The following is a 17,179-nucleotide window of genomic DNA, read 5'->3' on the forward strand; positions in this document are numbered from 1 at the left end:
GGCGGCTTCGCCTTACCCGGCCTACGAGGTTTTGGTTCCCTCTCCCTGTGGGTGAGGGCATCAGACCGCATAATTACCGTAGGCCCGGTAAGCGCAGCGCCACCGGGCATTTTCCACCTCAGAGCTGAACCGCCACCTCATCCCCCTCGGCTTTCACCACCACGCCCCACTCGCTGCCCGCGTGCGAGCCGCCCTTCACGCCGCGCACTTTCTGCACGTTGCGCAAACACACCGACCAGTTTTGCGCGTCTCCCGCGCCGGTAAAGGTCACGACGTCGCCCTGACGTGACGCCTTAAGCGTAAACACCACAGAACCGTCCGCCGCAGGCACTTCACTTACCGCCGTTGCGCCATCGTCCAGGTTAAACAGCTGAAAGGCTGTCCCCTCGTGCCACGCGTAGTCCGGCTTCTGGTTATTGTTGCCCAGCGCCAGCAGCGTGTTGTCGCGCACGTAGACCGGCAGGCTCATGAAATCGTGCTGCTGCTTATGCCAGCGGCTGCCCTCGATTTCATCGTTGTGCCACAGGTGCGTCCAGCGCCCTTCCGGCAGGTAGAACTGCACGTCACCCGCCTCGGAGAATACCGGTGCCACCATTAACGAATCCCCCAGCATGTACTGACGGTCGAGATAATCACACGCCGGATCGTCCGGAAATTCCAGCATCATCGCCCGCAGCATCGGCGTGCCGAACTCGCGGGCCAGCGCCGCCTGACGGTACAGGTACGGCATCAGCTGACACTTCAGCTGGGTGAAGTTGCGCACCACGTCGCAGGACTCGTCATCGTACGCCCACGGCACGCGGTAGGATTTGCTACCGTGCAGGCGGCTGTGGCTGGAAAACAGCCCGAACGCGCACCAGCGTTTGTAGACGTGCGCCGGGGCGGTGTTTTCGAACCCGCCGATATCGTGGCTCCAGAACCCGAAGCCGGACAGGCCAATCGACAGCCCGCCGCGCAGGCTTTCCGCCATTGATTCGTAGTTGGCGTAGCAGTCGCCGCCCCAGTGAACCGGGAACTGTTGCGCACCCACGGACGCGGAGCGGGCAAACAGCACCGCCTCTTCTTCTCCCACCGTCTCTTTCAGCACGTTCCACACCAGCTCGTTGTAGATGTAGGCGTAATGGTTGTGCATCTTCTGTGGATCGGACCCGTCGAACCACTGCACGTCCGTCGGGATGCGCTCGCCGAAGTCGGTCTTAAAGCAGTCGACGCCGATATCCACCAGGCCTTTCAGCTTGTCGGCATACCACCGGCACGCGTCCGGGTTGGTGAAGTCGTAAATCGCCAGCCCCGGCTGCCATTTGTCCCACTGCCACAGGGAGCCGTCCGGACGCTTGAGCAAATAGCCCCTCTCTTTCAGCTCCCGGAAGATCGGGGATTTCTGGCCGATGTATGGGTTAATCCACACGCAGACCTTCAGCCCTTTCTCCTTCAGGCGGCGGATCATCCCTTCAGGGTCCGGGAAGGTCACCGGGTCCCACTCGAAGTCGCACCACTGGAAGGCCTTCATCCAGAAGCAGTCAAAGTGGAACACGTGCAGCGGCAGGTCCCGTTCGGCCATGCCGTCGATAAAGCTGTTCACCGTGGCTTCGTCGTAGTTGGTGGTGAACGAGGTGGTGAGCCACAGGCCGAACGACCAGGCAGGCGGCAGCGCCGGACGTCCGGTGAAGCGGGTATAGCGGTTCAGCACTTCTTTCGGCGTCGGGCCGTCGATCACGAAGTACTCAAGATATTCGCCTTCCACGCTGAACTGCACCTTAGAGACTTTCTCGGAGCCCACTTCAAACGAGACGTTTTCCGGGTGATTCACCAGCACGCCGTAGCCGCGGTTGGTCAGGTAGAACGGGATGTTTTTATAGGACTGCTCGGTGCTGGTGCCGCCGTCGCGGTTCCAGGTCTCGACCATCTGGCCGTTGCGCACCAGCGCGGTGAAGCGCTCGCCCAGACCATAGACCGTTTCCCCCACGCCCAGATCCAGACGCTCAAAAACGTAATTGCGGTGGGTATTGCTGTCCTGCACGTAGCCGTTATTTTTCAGCTGGCTGCCGGTAATACGCTGGCCGTTGCGCAGGAAGTCCAGCGCCCAGAACTCGCCTTTGGTGACGCGCACGCTGACGCTGCCGCTTTTCAGCTCAGCAAATTCGGCGTTGTTTTCAATCTCGACCTTCACGTCTTTCAGAACGTTCAGCGGATAGTGCGGGCCGTTGTTCAGCGCGCCCTGGAAGTGCTCGATGCGCACCCCGACAATCCCTTCCTGCGGGGCAAACAGGCGCACCGTGAACATCAACGTGTCGAGCTGCCAGGTGCGTTCGCGCACGTCGCGCGGCGCCACGTACACCACCAGGTCATTCCCCTGCTGCTCCACGTCGAATACCTGCACCGGACAGGTCACGTTCAGACCCGGTTGAATAAGCCAGTTTCCATCACTGATTTTCATGCTCTCGTCCTCTTAGTTCTGTAATTCTTTGCTGACCGGCAGGTTTTCAAACTCCTGCTGATTGCGGTGCGCGCCCTGCGCCAGCTCGCCCAGGATTTTGGTCAGGAAGGGGGTTTTCAGCGTGTAGTAGCGTTTGGCGATGATGGCGCTCAGCACGTAGCAGACCGCCGGGGCCAGGGTAAACAGGCCGATAATGATGCTGATGGTCGCGCTGTTCTGGGTTTTGGCCGCCGCGTCGTAGCCGCCGCCTGCCAGCATCCAGCCGATCATCGCCCCACCCAGCGCCAGGCCGAGCTTCAGCACGAACAGCGTGCCTGCAAAGCTAATGCCGGTCAGGCGCTTGCCGTTGGTCCATTCACCGTAGTCGACGGTATCGGACATCATGACCCACTGGATCGGCGTCACCAGCTGGTGCAGCACGCCGATGACGAAGATAAAGGCGAACATCACCATGGTGGCATGCATCGGCACGAAGAACATCGCCACGCTGACCACCGCCAGCGCGGCGTTGGTCCACCAGAAGATGCTGACCTTGCACTTCCAGTCGGTGAGCGGTTTCGCCAGCGCGGAGCCAATCAAGTTGCCGACGCAGTAGGTGGTCAGGAACGCGACGAACACTTCCGGCGAGCCCATGATCCAGGTGCAGTAGTACATCATCGCGCCGCCGCGCACGCAGACGGCAAGGATGTTGAGGATGGTCAGCACGCCGACGATGCGCCACTGGTCGTTGTGCCAGATGTCGCGCAGGTCTTCCCGCATGGAGGTGGTGCTCGGCGGCACCTGGATGCGCTCTTTGGTGGTGAAGAAGCAGAACGCCAGCATCAGGAATGCGACCACCGACAGCACGGCAATCCCGCCCTGGAAGCCGAAAGCTTTGTCATCTCCACCAATCAACTTCACCAGCGGCATCATCAGCACCGTAGAGAGCATGCCGCCCGCCGTCGCCAGCACGAAGCGCCAGGACTGAAGGGAGATACGCTGCGTCGGGTCACTGGTGATCACGCCGCCCAGCGCGCAGTAAGGAATGTTGACCACGGTATAGAGCAGGGTCAGCAGGGTGTAGGTAACGGCGGCGTAAACCATTTTGCCGTTAAGGCTGAGGTCCGGCGTGGTGTAGGCCAGCACGCAGACGATACCGAACGGGATCGCGCCGAACAAAATCCACGGGCGGAACTTGCCCCAGCGGCTGCGGGTGCGGTCGGCAATCAGCCCCATGCACGGGTCGGAGATCGCATCCAGCGCGCGGGCCAGCAGGAACATGGTGCCGACGAACCCGGCGGGAATGCCGAAAATGTCGGTGTAGAAAAACATCATGTACAACATGACGTTATCAAAAATGATGTGGCTGGCGGCGTCTCCCATGCCGTAGCCAATCTTCTCTTTTACTGACAGTACTTCGCTCATCTTTTTTTATCCTTCACGCTGTAGGGGCGCTGAGACCGGTTGCATTGGTTTTAAACCATTGTTTCAGATGGGGGTATTGCGTTTTCTGGTTAGCAGATTACGTTTCTTGTTTTTTGTGATCGCGGTAAATACTGGAGAGCACGAAAGGCTAACCTGAGGATTTTCTTAAGAATTAACTGAAACAGGGGGGTGCAGGTCAAAAGAGAGGTGAAAAAAGTGGTGTGGGGTATGTGGTAAATGCCTGAAAGTAGCTATAATGCGCCCCGCCTCCATGTAGCAATGCAGGCGCGGAAGATCGTCATCTCCGGTGAGGTGGCTGGACTTCAAATCCAGTTGGGGACGCCAGCGTTCCCGGGCAGGTTCGACTCCTGTGATCTTCCGCCAAAAATGTCCATTTATTCCATTATGTTTTGTTCATCTCCATTCTCGAAGAAATCGATTATATCTGTGAGCCATTTATCGCATTTTCTTACCCTCAAATTATTTAGATCTTTAACATACATGTTTGATATTAATGATTTCATTCTTTGAGAAGTTAAATATTCATAAAATTCTTCTTTCTTTTCATACCCTTCAATTGATGTTGGTTTTAAAAAAGCAACACCACCGCTTAGATTAACAAAATCCATCTCTTCATTTAATTTGTAAAAACTTAAAAACTCATGTAGAATTTCATCTTGCTCTTTAATTTTGTGAAGCACGTCCCAAAAAATTGCAGGATCAAGCAAATCTTCAATTTCAGTATTAATCCCCATAGTAGACGCAATTGAAATTAGACCACTTTCGTCATTATTTAAACTTAACCTAAAAAAGCCGAGTTTATTTTTATAATTACTCTTCTTATAGCCGTCAATACGAATTACATTCTTATCGTCTGTATCAATGAGGCACATAACTTTGCCTTTGATTTCTTTGTTTTCTTGTGAGTCAGAAAATGGAACCTGAAGAAAATCAAATATTTTTTTAATATTTCCACACCCATTAAATGGTAATATATATAAATTATTAACTCTATTTTCTAAATAGCGTTTGAGATATAAGTAATCCTCTGTTCCTTCACAAAATATCCAGTTATAACTTTTCTTCTTAAGAAGAGTCAGCATGGACGCCATCAAATCAAAGTAGCTTCTAATTTCTATAGAATTTGGGAAAGCGCGTCTACTTTCTTGAAGATTATTTAATGGAAAACTTTCTATTTTTAAATTTTCACTCTTACAAACAAAATGTAATGAACCCTCAATAGGTCTCAAGACCAAACCATACCAATGTGTTGTAACAAATATTTGTCGACCATATTTTTCAGATAATTCGATCAAGCTACAAAACTGCTCAAAACGATGTGCAGATTCCAGAGAAACTTCAGGCTCATCAATCGCCAATATTACTTCTTTTTCTTTTTCCTCCTTGGTTGATAGTAAGGTTGTTGCAATATCAATTAAAGCCAAGCGTTGCTCACCAGAACTTAAGTTATTGATACTTTTAGAATTTTTTGATAAAGGCCTAAGTGAGAAATATTTAACGAAAATTGAGTCAAGTATATCTGTAGGTTTTATAGGTCTTTTAATTGCTCCTTTATATTCGAATTTATAACCTTCAGGTATTTTTTTATTTAAACTTTCAATGTAGGATTCTAACTTCTGATTAATTAAATCTATAACGCTATATTTTAATGGTTTTTTGCGAGGCCTCCCTGGCTTAAGAATTGGGTTTTCTTTTGACGGTAATGAATGATCTTTAGATGAAAGTAATTGCCTAATCTCATCTGACACGGTTTTATCCATCATTCCTTGCATCTCTTGCGCCTGCAAAGAAAGTACATCACTTATCTTGTTTTCAACAGGAAGATATATGTAACGATATCTTTCTAAAATCCTTTTAAATATACTTATTATTTTATCTTTAGATACACCATCTTTTTTTGTTGCACTACTAATTTTATTATGGAACGTCGTAGTAAGCAGTATATTACCTTCATAATCTTTGCCTATCGCTATGAGATAATAATCGCTTGGGTGATACCATTCCTTTAGCTTGTTTCTATATTTTATGAAACTTTTTGTGACTTCATTCGCTGGCATCTCATTAAAATGATGCTCCCAAAATTGTGGGAAATCCTTGCCATTTGAGGATCATCATCATCCCAATTTGATTTTTTTATTAAAAATAAAGGGAAAATATGTGCACTATCTTTCTTTTGGCCTACTGTATAAGCCCATTCCTTACTATCTATGTTATTCATCAAACAATGAATACTTTCTAGTATAGTTGATTTACCGGCTCCATTATCACCAGCAAAAATAGACATCCTATCTTTTTCAGATGTGACAAATGGGATAAAATTCATGTTTTTATAAATTTTAAAATTTCTTAAAAAAAGTCCTACAATCATATAAATTCTTCCATTGTGAAATTTATTAAATTGCTGTTAAGTGTGCGTAATTAATATCAAGCTTAGGTTTAAACTCCTATCCTATATATTTTTCCTATAGGATGGCTTTCTAATTTTTGATACTACTCCTTAATAAAAAATCATTTCAAGTTCCAATTTTTACGATTTACTAGAATCGAATTATACTATTTTTATACCACGCCATTATTGTTATGACTACTGAAATCGAAACGGCCTAGTAATGAATTTCTAAAACGTCAAAAACTAACCTCACCAACTATCATTTAGTTGATTATGGCTGATTAGCATTCAGCCCAGACGCCGACCAATCCGGAACCAAGCGTTCGTTAATTGTGGGATACCGCCCGAATGTTTTCGACAAATGCACGCCGAAAATCATCCTTTCCGGCAAGTGGCTACGCGCGGCGGGGTTTGATACCAGACAGCAGGTAACAGTAAAGGTGATATAAGGATGCATCGTTCTGGTGGCGTATAACGAGCAGGAGCAGAGGTTGCAGTATGAGATATGAAGAATTAATTAATTCACCAGCCGGTGAGTTCGTCATGTTTGCCAGCAAGGATGGAAAAGTTCGAATTGAATGCCGCTTCGAAAGCGATACGTTGCGGCTCTCACAGGCCACGATCTGTGAGTTGTACGGCAAAGCCAAAGCAACGATCAGTGGGCATATCAAGAACATTTTTGATGAGGGTGAGCTGGTCGAAAATTCAGTTGTTCGGATTTACCGAACAACTGCCAGCGATGGTAAAGCATATAACGTTCAATATGTTAGCCTGCCCGTTATTCTTGCCATCGGCTATCGCGTCCGCTCCGCGCAAGGGAGATTTCTCATTAGCCGCTGACTATCAGTCGTCGTTCAAAGAGACGACGGAATTCTTCCAGACTATCCAGAATAAACTGCATTTTGCCTGCACGGGCCACACTGCTACTGAGTTGATTCACCAGCGCGTCGATGCCACTCAACCGCATATGGGGATGACCAGCTATAAAGGCGAAGAAGTCCGTAAAAGCGATGTCACCACTGCAAAAAATTATCTGTCTCTGGATGAGGTGAGCGAGCTTAATCGCGTCGTTAATATGTGGCTCGATTTTACCGAAGATCAGGCCAAACACCGCAAGCAGATATTTTTACGAGACTGACAAACTAAACTCGATCAGTTCCTGCAATTTAATGACCGGGACGTTTTAGAAGAAGCAGGCAAAATCAGCAAGAAAGCGGCTGATGAAAAGGCGTGCTTAGAATACGTTGAGTATGAAAAAAGCAGCGCCTGCTGAAAGAAGCCGAGGGTGAGAAAGATATCGTCGGCTTATTAAAATGGGATAAGCAGGCTAAGCGATAATCCCGGTATAGGTTCATTATTTAATGACATTCATCATTTCAATATTTGATTATTTTTAGTGACCACTATTCTTGCGATGGAAGAATAACCATAAATCGAGCTTATAAATTTTATAACATTGATTGACGCCACCCATATCTCGCAACAACAACTTTCTATTAAACCAACCAAAATTCTTTAGCATTCCTGTTTTGAAATGAAAGTCACAATTTAAATCCATAATGAAGAGTAGTTTCCCTCAGTCTATAAAAGGAGATTGAGATGGCTATACCTGTTTACTTATGGCTCGAGGATGATTCAGGCCGGAGGATTAATGGATCTGTCGATATAAAGAGTCGCGAAGTTTCAATAGAAGTGATTGAATTTATGCATTCTATAGAACAGCCTATAGATAAATTCTCCGGAAAAATCACAGCAAAACGCATTTGTAGTACCTATGCATTCATGAAAGAGATTGATTCATCATCCTCATATCTATACAAAGCCTTGTGCACTGGGCAAACGCTAAAAAAAGCAGAGTTCATATTTTACAGGATCAACTATAACGGACTCGAAGAGGCTTACTTTAAGACAACGTTAGAAAATGCAAGAGTTGTTCAAATTGAACCTGTCATGTTTGATATTAAACATCCGCAAAACGAGCACTATACACACCATGAATATGTAGATCTAATATATGAAAAAATCACATGGCACTATATTGATGGAAATTTCATTCACTCTGATACCTGGAAAGAGCGCGCTTAAGGAGAAAGTATGTCCTGGGAATATGATGTAAAAGAGCATAAATTTTATCTGGATGGTGTCTACCAATTTGATGCAGATTACGCAGGTGCAAGTGGTTACAAAAACGATCCGTCACAAGAATGTGTAAAAAACAGCGGACCGCTGCCACGAGGTACCTACACTATTGGGTCCCCTCATAATTCAGCCCACACTGGGAAATATACTCTCAGTCTCACGCCCTACTCGACAAATGATATGTGTGGTAGGGACGCATTTAAAATACATGGTAAAAGCAGTTTGCACCCCGACGACTCTTCAGAGGGCTGCATCATTGCTCCTCTGAGTGCCAGAAGGAGTATCTGGAAAAGCAACGATACGGTATTGATTGTCAAATGAAGCGTTTATTTTGTTTATTGCCATTACTCGTTGCAGTCAGTTCGCACGTCTTAGCAACTGAAATGACCGGTTTCGCGGCTCAGTATTACGATGAAGACGGCTCGCTGACGGAAATTTCTACAGCAATGCCCCTTTCACCGACCATCGCTATAGGCAAGCAAGCCGTACAAATGGAGGTTACACATCTGGCAGACATCTCCAGCACACCAGTTAACAAAGACAGTTCCGCACGCTGGGTCTGCCTTCATGACAACGTTGGCACGAATTACTGGTTCATCTTGGATAACGAAATGGGTGCAGGATTGTTAACTGCGCTAGTAATAGCCAGGGATGGCATCCATAAAGAGTGTGCTAAAACAACGGAACCTGTCAGCGTCTCAGTCGCTAATGTTCCACTATTAAAGGCGACGCATGGGAATTTAGTCGCATTGTTCGGCAAGAAAGAGATCGCCAAAAAGAAAGCGATGCTTTTTTATCAGGAGACGCCAGTACAGAATGGATTCATCCAGATTAATACGGTCTCTTATTACTTTGATGGCGAAAAAGTGGGTGGCGTAATCATCGGGCAAATTACCAGTAACTAGCTTGCAGACACCCTCTCCAGAGGGAGAGGGTGTTAAACCTGCCCACCCAACCGCATATGCAGCAACGGAAACGGATTCCCCTGCCCGTCCAGTTCCGAGCGTCCGACCTGCTCAAACCCCATATGGCCATAAAACGCGACGCCCTGCGGGTTCTGCTCATTCACATCCACTTCGTTCGCGCCGAACGCTGCGATGGCGTGTTGCAGCAGCAATTTCCCAACGCCCTTCCCGCGGCTCGCGTCGTCAACAAACAACATTTCAATGCGGTTTTCATCCACGCCTAAAAAGCCGTGAATAACGCCTGCGTCATCGCGAGCAATCACGACCTTGAGATTTGGCAGATAGGCATTGAGCAATAGCGTGCGCAGCGCCGCGATATCGCTTTCCTGTAAAAAGTGATGGGTGGCGCGGACGGAGGATTCCCAGATCGCAACAAGACGTTCGAAGTGTGTGGGGAGTGCGGTTTCAATTTTCATGGGGGGATCATGTGCGGTTTAGGACGTTAATTCAAGTCACTCCTTGCGCTCTGTTCCCCCTCACCCTAACCCTCTCCCACAGGGAGAGGGAACTGACCGTGCGGTTTTTCATCCCCTACCCTAATCTCCATCACCGCATACACCCCGTCCTTCGGCACCACCACGGTGACGTTTTCCACCGGCACGCCCGCCGCGAGGTGGATGTCCTGCAGCTGCTGTAACGACCTCGGGTGAATATCCTCCCAGCCGATGCCCCGCAGCACAAAGTCAATCTGCGGGCTGCTGGTGAGCATGTTCGACACAATCACCGCGCCGCCGGGCTTGACCAGCCGCAGCGCGCGCTGGAGAAAAATCACCGCGTCAGTATCGTTGAAGTATTCGAAAATCCCCAGCGCGTCGACCAGTTCGGCCTGGTGCTCGCCCAGCTCCAGCAGCAGGTCCTCGTTACGCACCAGCGTATGGAGCAGGTTGCGCCTGAGCAGCGTCAGCTGTTCGCCCACCACAATGCCTTCCTGCGCCGCCATGGTTTCCGCCCAGCTCAGCGCAACCGGGTCTTTGTCCACCAGGATGAGATACACCTGCTGACCGTCGAGCTTTGCTTCGCGCAGCGCCTCCAGCACCGGAATGGCGGCGCCGCTCGCCAGGCTGACCCAGTTGTTCTCGCTTTCATTATGAATGTACTTATCCACCAGCGCGGCCAGCACCCGGGCGCGGGAGCGCACGCCAATCGCATCGTTAGCGTGGATAAACCACTGGCGGCTGTCGCTGTCCATTTTTGTGCCGTCGGGCAGGCGGTCCTCCAGCGGGTTTTGCACCACAAACAGCGCCAGCGCGGAAGGGACCAGCCGGGTGCGCCACGCGGTGAGCGCCGGACGGTTGCGGAAAGCCTGTTCGGAATAGCGGTTCTGCGGAACAAGCACGGCCTGCCCCCCTTCGTCGTATTCCACCCTCGGCGGCCGGAGCGCTGGCTCGGCTTTCAGGGCGCGGTCAAGGGAGGCGATCTCACGAGCAGCATCGTCTTTCATCGGCCACTGGTCGCTGACGTCGGGAAATGACACGCTGAAAATCGTCATATTTTCCGGCGCATCGCCGCGAAAAGGCTGCCAGTTCATGTCGTCTTCCCCCGTTAGGCTTTTAACGGAAGTCTATCCAGGCGAGCCAGTAATGCCCCAGGAAGAAAGCACGATTTTTATTGTTTCACCCACACCAGCTGGTCAACCCGGAAGCCCAGACTGCGCGCGGTGTTCAGGTAATCCTGCTTCACCGCATCCGGGATGGTCGGCGTGCGCGACAGGATCCACAGGTAATCGCGGTTCGGGCCGCTGACCAGCGCGTACTGATACTTGTCATCCAGTCTAATCACGTTATACCCGCCGTAGAACGGGCCGAAGAAGGAGACCTTCAGCGCGGCCGTGGTCGGCTCGCCGGTGAAGTACGCTTTGCCTTCGCTCTCATTCCACTTGTTCTTCACCGGATCGTACCCCCGGTTAAGCACGCTGATGCCGCCGTCGCTGCGCTTGCCGTAGGTCGCCGTCACCTGCTCCAGGCCGCGTTCGAAGCGGTTTTCCAGACGGGCGACTTCGTACCATTTGCCGAGATAGCGGCTGGCTTCGAAGTTGGTAATAGGCTGCACGCCTTTCGGCGGCGTGGGGGATTTACAGGCGACCAGCGTCAAAGCAATCGCAACACCGGTCACAACAGGCCATAGCTTCATGAGAATTCCTTTCATTTGCACGGTTGGATGTTAAGTGTAGTGCACCGTTTCGGCGCTTCATCCCGTTCGGGAAAATTCGTAGTATATTGAGAGTATTCCTCCACTCTGGACACGGACATGGCTTACTCCATCGGCGAATTCGCCAGACTCAGCGGCATCACCGCCACCACCCTGCGGGCGTGGCAGCGTCGCTATGGTTTACTCAAGCCACAGCGCACGGAAGGCGGCCATCGTCAGTACAGCGATGAGGACGTCCAGCAGGCGCTCAAAATCCTCGACTGGGTAAAAAAAGGCGTCCCGATCGGCCAGGTCAAACCGCTGCTGGAACGCCCGACGCCGGGCCGAACCAACAACTGGCAAACCCTGCAGCAGAACATGCTGCAACGCCTGCAGGACGGCAAAGTCGAGTCCCTGCGCCAGATGATTTACGACGCCGGGCGCGAATACCCAAGGCCGGAGCTGGTCGCGAACGTGCTGCGCCCGCTGCGCCGCCAGGTCTCGGCTAACGTGGCCGCCGCCATGACCCTGCGCGCGATCCTCGACGGCATCATCATCGCCTATACCTCGTTTTGCCTCGAAGGCGATAAAAAAGCGCCGGGCGATAATATTCTGCTCAGCGGCTGGCACCTGAACGACCCGTGCGAGATCTGGCTCGAAGCCCTAACGCGCACCGGGCAGGGCCACCGCATCGACATTCTGCCAGTTCCGCCAGACGCCCTGGCTCCGGACATTTTCCCGGAGCGAAAATGGCTGCTGGTCACCAGCGGTAAACTCACCGCCGGGCGGAAAAAGCAGGTGGAGCAGTGGCAGCAGCAGGTATCGCTTGAAGTGATTATCCTCTGATCATTTTCTCCTGCGGGAATCTTCACGAAAAGTTGAATATTTTCCCGCGCCGCAAATGCTAACGTTTTCCTGTGACGAATAACTCCACAGGAAAACACCATGAAAAAAACTGCCCCTCTGCTGATCCTGGCCTCAATGGCCTTTGCCCCTGCCGCCTTTAGCGCCCCTGCCGGTACGCTGAGCGTCCACATTCTCGACCAGCAAACCGGGATGCCGCCATCAGACGTGAGCGTTACACTGGAGAAGCAGCAGCAGGACAAATGGACCCCGATTGCCAGCGGTAAAACCGACCATGACGGACGCATCAAATCGCTCTATCCGCAGGATCAGGACATGCAGCCTGGCGTATATAAAGTGACCTTCAAAACCGCAGAGTACTTCCACGGCAAAAAGCTGGACTCCTTCTTCCCGGAGATCCCGGTGCTGTTTACCGTGACGCGCACCAACGAGAAGCTGCACATCCCGCTTCTGCTGAGCCAGTACGGTTACTCGACTTACAAGGGCAGCTAAGACGCATTGATTCTAAAGGAATAAAAAAAATAGTTCCGCGAATACTTGGACAAATTAGTCATGTTGTGTAAGTTTTAATTATATGAACGGGAGGACCACACCATGACAACGAAACCTGTGCTCGGTATTAGCGGATGTTTGACCGGATCCGCCGTTCGCTTTGACGGCGGACACAAGCGTATGAGCTTCGTCATGGATGAGCTGGCCCAGTGGGTGAACTTCAGGCCCGTCTGTCCGGAAATGGCCATCGGCCTGCCGACACCTCGCCCTGCGCTGCGTTTGATTATGACCACCAGCGGTGAAACGCAGATGCGCTTTAGCCACGCGCCTCACGAAGACGTTACGCAGAAAATGGCGGACTTTACGGCAGATTTTTTGCCGAAAATCGGCGATCTCGCCGGGTTTATCGTCTGCGCTAAATCTCCAAGCTGCGGCATGGAGCGCGTGCGCCTGTATGATGAAAACGGCAACCGGGGCCGCAAGGAGGGGGTCGGGCTGTTCACCGCCGCCCTCCTTGAAACCTGGCCGTGGCTGCCCGTGGAAGAGGACGGACGCCTGCACGATCCGGTGCTGCGTGAAAACTTTGTCGAACGTGTTTTTGCCCTGCACGAACTGAACACGCTGCGTAAAAATGGCCTCACGCGCCGCGCGCTGCTGGACTTCCACAGCCGTTACAAACTCCAGCTGCTGGCGCACCATCAGGCGGGTTACCGTGAAATCGGCCCGTTCGTTGCCTCGCTGCACGAGTGGGAAGACCTGGACGCCTTCTTTGTGGCGTACCGGGAAAAGCTGATGACCATCCTGAAAAAACCCGCTTCGCGGAAGAATCACACCAACGTGCTGATGCATATTCAGGGGTATTTTCGTAACCAGCTGAACACCCGCCAGCGCGGCGAGCTGCGCGACGTGATCCTGCACTATCGCAACGGACAGTTACCTATTCTCGCCCCGATCACGCTGCTGAAGCACTACTTGGCCGAATACCCCGACCGGTATCTGATGACGCAAAACTACTTTGATCCCTATCCTGATGATTTGGGTCTGCGTCTGGCAGTCAAGTGATCATAAAAATGCGAAGGCCCCATTGACCCGTAGAGGCCCAAAGCAGTACCCCGTTTAGACGACATCCTCACTGTCGTCTCTTTTTTGCATTTCATCTCAAAGACTGTGATTATATACAGGCTTATTCTGCGAAAGGGGCCTGCCTGTGATCCACACCCTGCACATCCAAAACTACCGCTCCATCCGCGAGATGTCGCTGGAGCTTGAGCAGCTCAATATCGTCTTCGGGCCGAACGGCACCGGGAAATCCAATATCTACAAGGCGATACACCTGATGCACAGCGCCGCGCAGGGGCAGTTTTCCCAGGCGCTGGCGAACGAGGGCGGCATTCTGAAGGTGTTCTGGGCAGGTAAAACCCGTAGCGACCAGCTGCGGCGGATGAACCTCGCGGTGGAAACAGAGACCTATGAATACGAGCTGCAGGTCGGGTTTGTGGAGAAGCTGCCTTACCCGTCGCAGTTCCAGCTCGACCCGGTGATCAAGGAAGAATCTCTCTGGCTGAGCGGCCAGCACCGACGCCCCTCGTCCCAGCTGATGAAGCGCAGGAATCAGGCCGTGTTTCTGAATAACGTGCATCACGAGAAAGTGACCCACAGCGGCACGCTGTACGAGAACGAATCGGTATTCGGCCAGCTCGGCGAACCGCACCTTTACCCGGAAGTGTCGCAGATGCGCGAGTCCCTGCGTAACTGGCGCTTTTATCATGAGTTTTCTGTATCAATCGGCTCAGCGATGCGGGCCCCACAGGTCGGTTTTCGCTCCCCGGTGCTGGCCAGCGACGGCGCCAACCTGGCGGCCGCGTTTCAGACCATCGTCGAGATTGGTGACGAGCTGCTGCTGATGCGCATCCTCGATCAGGCCTTCCCCGGCTGCGTGTTTTACAGCGACAACACCGGCGGACGTTTCCGCATGATGATGCAGCGCGAGGGGCTGAGCAGACCGCTGGAACCAGCGGAGTTTTCCGACGGTACCCTGCGCTTCCTGTGCCTGACGGTAGCGCTGTTAAGCCCCCGCCCACCGGCGTTTATCGCGTTGAACGAACCGGAAAATAGCCTGCACCCGCAGATGCTGCCAGCCCTGGCGAGCTTAATCGCCGAGGCCAGCCGCTACTCGCAGATCTGGCTCACCAGCCACTCGCCGGAGCTGGCGCAGTTGATTGAGAAGCAGCGATCGTTTTCGCTGTATCAGCTGTCGATGGCGGAGGGGGAGACGCGGGTGGAGAGGCTGGGGTAAGCCGCATTCTCTTCCTTAGAAGCCCAACAAAAAGAAACACAGTCCCAAACTCGACATTACTCCGGGGGCTTCTTTCGTATCTTGCGCTCATCGAGTAAGGCATATAGCCACGATCTGACGCCTGCCGCGGTTGCTGCAATAGCGCTTACAACGACAACCTGCTTAATATCTGACCGGTCAAAAACAACGTCATGGCTGATGATGAATTTAACGACAATCAGGGCCAGAGAGAAAAACGCCAGGCAGCAAACAAACAGGTAGGCAATGCTGAACAATAACCTGGCGAGAGTAGGTTTATTTTTTGTCATTTTGTTCACATCATCTTTATCGGCATTATCGAAAACGCCCTTCTCAGAGAACCAAAAATATCATCAATATATACCTTTCCCGAGTCTGGTACAGGGCTAAACAGTGGTTGATATGAAAGGCCTGCAAATGTACGAACAGGGCTATAATTTTTATCTTTCCGATAGCAGTGTGTGGTTAATGAATTTAAGTTCTCTGCCCTGATTTATACACAGCAGATTCATTCTCTGCAGCTGCAAACCACGCGCTAAAGTTAGCTACTGCACCATGGTCCGCCCACCCCGGTGATGCAAAAGCATGAACATAGTAAACGTTAGGATCGCCTGATATAGAGTGGCCGTCAAAACAAGCAACATCGTCAGAGTCACTCTTTTTTGCAAATGGTATCAAATTTCGTTCCGGGTATTGCTTTTTAATTTCATCAAACCACTGCTGAGAATATCCCTCGAACTCGCACAGGAACCACCAAGGTTCCAGATCAATAAGATAGTCTTCATCTATAACATTCAGAAAGCTCTGCGGATACTGAAACCCCATGACAAACTCTTTATTCGACCAGTGGTCGCCTCACCCGTGTTGTTGGTGCTAACCTCTTTTTAGGTCGTAGAAATAGAATATTTCAGCCACTTTTAGTTTATCAATTGAATATCGCGTTGAACTAACCGGAAAACAGCCTGCCCCCGCAGATGCTGCCCGCCCTCGCGAGCTTAATCGCCGAGACCCGCCTCTACTCGCAGATCTGCCTTACCAGCTTCGATGGCGGAGGGGGAGACGCGGTGGAGAGGCTGGGGTAGTCTCAATGGGAACGGAGGCTGTTTTTTCGCATCTCGCTTCAGTGAAGCATGCCAATAAAGAACCCCAGATACCCGGCCCTGCTTAACCATATAAAGGGGCTGGTAAGGCCGGATCGCCGGATATTAATCAACTCTCTCATGGGGGCCAGGCCATCATTTTTGATAACGACATTTTTTGCACAATAGCGGCAATGCATAATCAGAAATAAAATTCCGGCGATCGCAAAACCAAAATAACTTTCGCGACTTCCCCAAAAATGGGTGCTTAATTTTAAATAAGTTAATCCCCAGATACTGACTAGAAAGACGATAAATGAAGATGCTGCGATGTTCATGTCTCGCTTACTACCCAGACCAAAAAAGAGCGCATCAAAGAAAAACATCGTGGTAAGAGGTGACTGAACGCTTCTTCCCGTCACTTTACTAAAACGGACAAACACGACAGTTCCGATGAAAAATGCGAACAGCGCAATTCCTAACAACAGATAAATCATTTGATTAGTCCTTCATTGCTTTCTGACATACAACCCCACTCGGATTGTCGGAACAAGACGCCATATCAACGCCATGCTGGCGTATCGTCGCGGCCTGAACATCTTCGCTACCGCCGAGTAAATCATCATCCGCAATAATTAATTTTTTTAAAAGAAAGATACTAACAACCTATACCAACAACAAGTCCACCAAATGAAGCACCCTTAATAACCCTCACTAAGTCAAAAATATTTATCTCAAAAGGAATATTACGAATGAAATAGAGACAGACTTTGAAAAAAATAAGTTAACAAAGCAATAATCTCCATTGTTAAAATCAGCGCCAGCAAAATAAAAAATATTAACCGTTTTTTTAGTTGATTTTGCTGCTCCATTATTGTTGTTAGCAGCCGTAATTTGCCGAGGCCCGCGGGCTGTTTTTTCGCATCTCACTCATACTATCTATTCTCA

The 17,179-nt window shown here is 50.7% G+C and carries 17 protein-coding genes, 1 tRNA gene and 2 pseudogenes; 10 read left to right on the plus strand and 10 right to left on the minus strand.

Annotated features, from left to right (window positions below):
* Positions 1-118 precede the first annotated feature (118 nt).
* The gene (gene yicI / locus B498_RS17200) at positions 119-2,437 is read right to left on the minus strand and encodes an alpha-xylosidase (protein WP_008500105.1); all 2,319 of its coding nucleotides are present in this window, start codon (positions 2,435-2,437) and stop codon (positions 119-121) included.
* Positions 2,438-2,449: 12 nt separating this feature from the next.
* Positions 2,450-3,841, minus strand: a complete 1,392-nt coding sequence (locus tag B498_RS17195) for a glycoside-pentoside-hexuronide family transporter (protein ID WP_008500106.1) — start codon at positions 3,839-3,841, stop codon at positions 2,450-2,452.
* 289 nt (positions 3,842-4,130) lie between these two features.
* Between B498_RS17195 and B498_RS17190 the strand changes: the two genes are divergently transcribed.
* Positions 4,131-4,225, plus strand: a tRNA-Sec gene (locus B498_RS17190).
* An 11-nt stretch (positions 4,226-4,236) separates the two neighbouring features.
* Here the strand turns inward: B498_RS17190 and B498_RS17185 are convergent.
* A complete protein-coding gene (locus tag B498_RS17185; protein ID WP_008500107.1) occupies positions 4,237-5,919 on the minus strand; it encodes an ATP-dependent nuclease in 1,683 nt (560 codons plus the stop codon).
* A complete protein-coding gene (locus B498_RS22075; RefSeq protein WP_071530938.1) occupies positions 5,886-6,230 on the minus strand; it encodes an AAA family ATPase in 345 nt (114 codons plus the stop codon). Before B498_RS22075 ends, B498_RS17185 begins: the two co-directional genes overlap by 34 nt.
* A 350-nt stretch (positions 6,231-6,580) precedes the next feature.
* On the opposite strand from B498_RS22075, the pseudogene B498_RS0121220 reads away from it, so the two are divergent.
* The 5 genes and pseudogenes from B498_RS0121220 to B498_RS17175 form a co-directional block, all read left to right on the plus strand.
* Positions 6,581-6,697: pseudogene (locus tag B498_RS0121220) on the plus strand (SymE family type I addiction module toxin); the annotation flags it as partial.
* Positions 6,698-6,749: 52 nt separating this feature from the next.
* Positions 6,750-7,589: pseudogene (gene rhuM / locus B498_RS0121225) on the plus strand (RhuM family protein).
* Positions 7,590-7,850: 261 nt separating this feature from the next.
* Entirely contained in the window at positions 7,851-8,336 is a 486-nt protein-coding gene (gene tssD / locus B498_RS17180) for a type VI secretion system tube protein TssD (protein ID WP_008500110.1), read from the plus strand.
* A 9-nt stretch (positions 8,337-8,345) separates the two neighbouring features.
* Positions 8,346-8,711, plus strand: a complete 366-nt coding sequence (locus B498_RS22080) for a tlde1 domain-containing protein (protein WP_008500111.1) — start codon at positions 8,346-8,348, stop codon at positions 8,709-8,711.
* Positions 8,708-9,295: a hypothetical protein gene (locus B498_RS17175; protein ID WP_008500112.1), complete on the plus strand. Its 588-nt coding sequence runs from the start codon at positions 8,708-8,710 to the stop codon at positions 9,293-9,295. The genes B498_RS22080 and B498_RS17175 overlap by 4 nt, the downstream gene beginning before the upstream one ends.
* Before the next feature lie 32 nt (positions 9,296-9,327).
* On the opposite strand, the gene B498_RS17170 is transcribed toward B498_RS17175, so the two are convergent.
* The 3 genes from B498_RS17170 to B498_RS17160 form a co-directional block, all read right to left on the minus strand.
* Complete coding sequence (locus tag B498_RS17170) at positions 9,328-9,771, minus strand: acetyltransferase (protein ID WP_008500113.1); 444 nt, start codon at positions 9,769-9,771, stop codon at positions 9,328-9,330.
* A gap of 65 nt (positions 9,772-9,836) precedes the next feature.
* Positions 9,837-10,883 (minus strand): class I SAM-dependent methyltransferase, encoded by a 1,047-nt coding sequence (locus tag B498_RS17165; RefSeq protein WP_008500114.1) that lies wholly within the window; start codon positions 10,881-10,883, stop codon positions 9,837-9,839.
* Between the two features lie 77 nt (positions 10,884-10,960).
* On the minus strand, positions 10,961-11,485 hold the full coding sequence (locus B498_RS17160; protein WP_008500115.1) for a lipocalin family protein: 525 nt from the start codon (positions 11,483-11,485) through the stop codon (positions 10,961-10,963).
* Positions 11,486-11,602: 117 nt separating this feature from the next.
* Between B498_RS17160 and B498_RS17155 the strand changes: the two genes are divergently transcribed.
* The 4 genes from B498_RS17155 (at position 11,603) to B498_RS17140 (ending at position 15,134) form a co-directional block, all read left to right on the plus strand.
* Positions 11,603-12,328 (plus strand): MerR family transcriptional regulator, encoded by a 726-nt coding sequence (locus B498_RS17155; protein ID WP_008500116.1) that lies wholly within the window; start codon positions 11,603-11,605, stop codon positions 12,326-12,328.
* A gap of 99 nt (positions 12,329-12,427) precedes the next feature.
* Positions 12,428-12,838: a hydroxyisourate hydrolase gene (gene uraH / locus B498_RS17150; RefSeq protein ID WP_008500117.1), complete on the plus strand. Its 411-nt coding sequence runs from the start codon at positions 12,428-12,430 to the stop codon at positions 12,836-12,838.
* Positions 12,839-12,940: 102 nt separating this feature from the next.
* Positions 12,941-13,900, plus strand: a complete 960-nt coding sequence (locus tag B498_RS17145) for a YbgA family protein (protein ID WP_008500118.1) — start codon at positions 12,941-12,943, stop codon at positions 13,898-13,900.
* A gap of 145 nt (positions 13,901-14,045) precedes the next feature.
* Positions 14,046-15,134, plus strand: coding sequence for an AAA family ATPase (locus B498_RS17140; RefSeq protein WP_008500119.1), 1,089 nt, complete (start codon positions 14,046-14,048; stop codon positions 15,132-15,134).
* A gap of 56 nt (positions 15,135-15,190) precedes the next feature.
* On the opposite strand, the gene B498_RS0121230 is transcribed toward B498_RS17140, so the two are convergent.
* From B498_RS0121230 to B498_RS17135, 3 genes are all read right to left on the minus strand, one after another.
* The gene (locus tag B498_RS0121230) at positions 15,191-15,442 is read right to left on the minus strand and encodes a hypothetical protein (RefSeq protein WP_025910659.1); all 252 of its coding nucleotides are present in this window, start codon (positions 15,440-15,442) and stop codon (positions 15,191-15,193) included.
* 184 nt (positions 15,443-15,626) lie between these two features.
* Positions 15,627-15,977: a hypothetical protein gene (locus B498_RS0121235; protein WP_025910661.1), complete on the minus strand. Its 351-nt coding sequence runs from the start codon at positions 15,975-15,977 to the stop codon at positions 15,627-15,629.
* 295 nt (positions 15,978-16,272) lie between these two features.
* The gene (locus tag B498_RS17135) at positions 16,273-16,728 is read right to left on the minus strand and encodes a hypothetical protein (protein WP_008500120.1); all 456 of its coding nucleotides are present in this window, start codon (positions 16,726-16,728) and stop codon (positions 16,273-16,275) included.
* Positions 16,729-17,179 lie beyond the last annotated feature (451 nt).

Source organism: Enterobacter sp. SST3 (assembly GCF_000286655.1).
GTDB classification, from domain to species: Bacteria; Pseudomonadota; Gammaproteobacteria; order Enterobacterales; family Enterobacteriaceae; genus Enterobacter; species Enterobacter roggenkampii.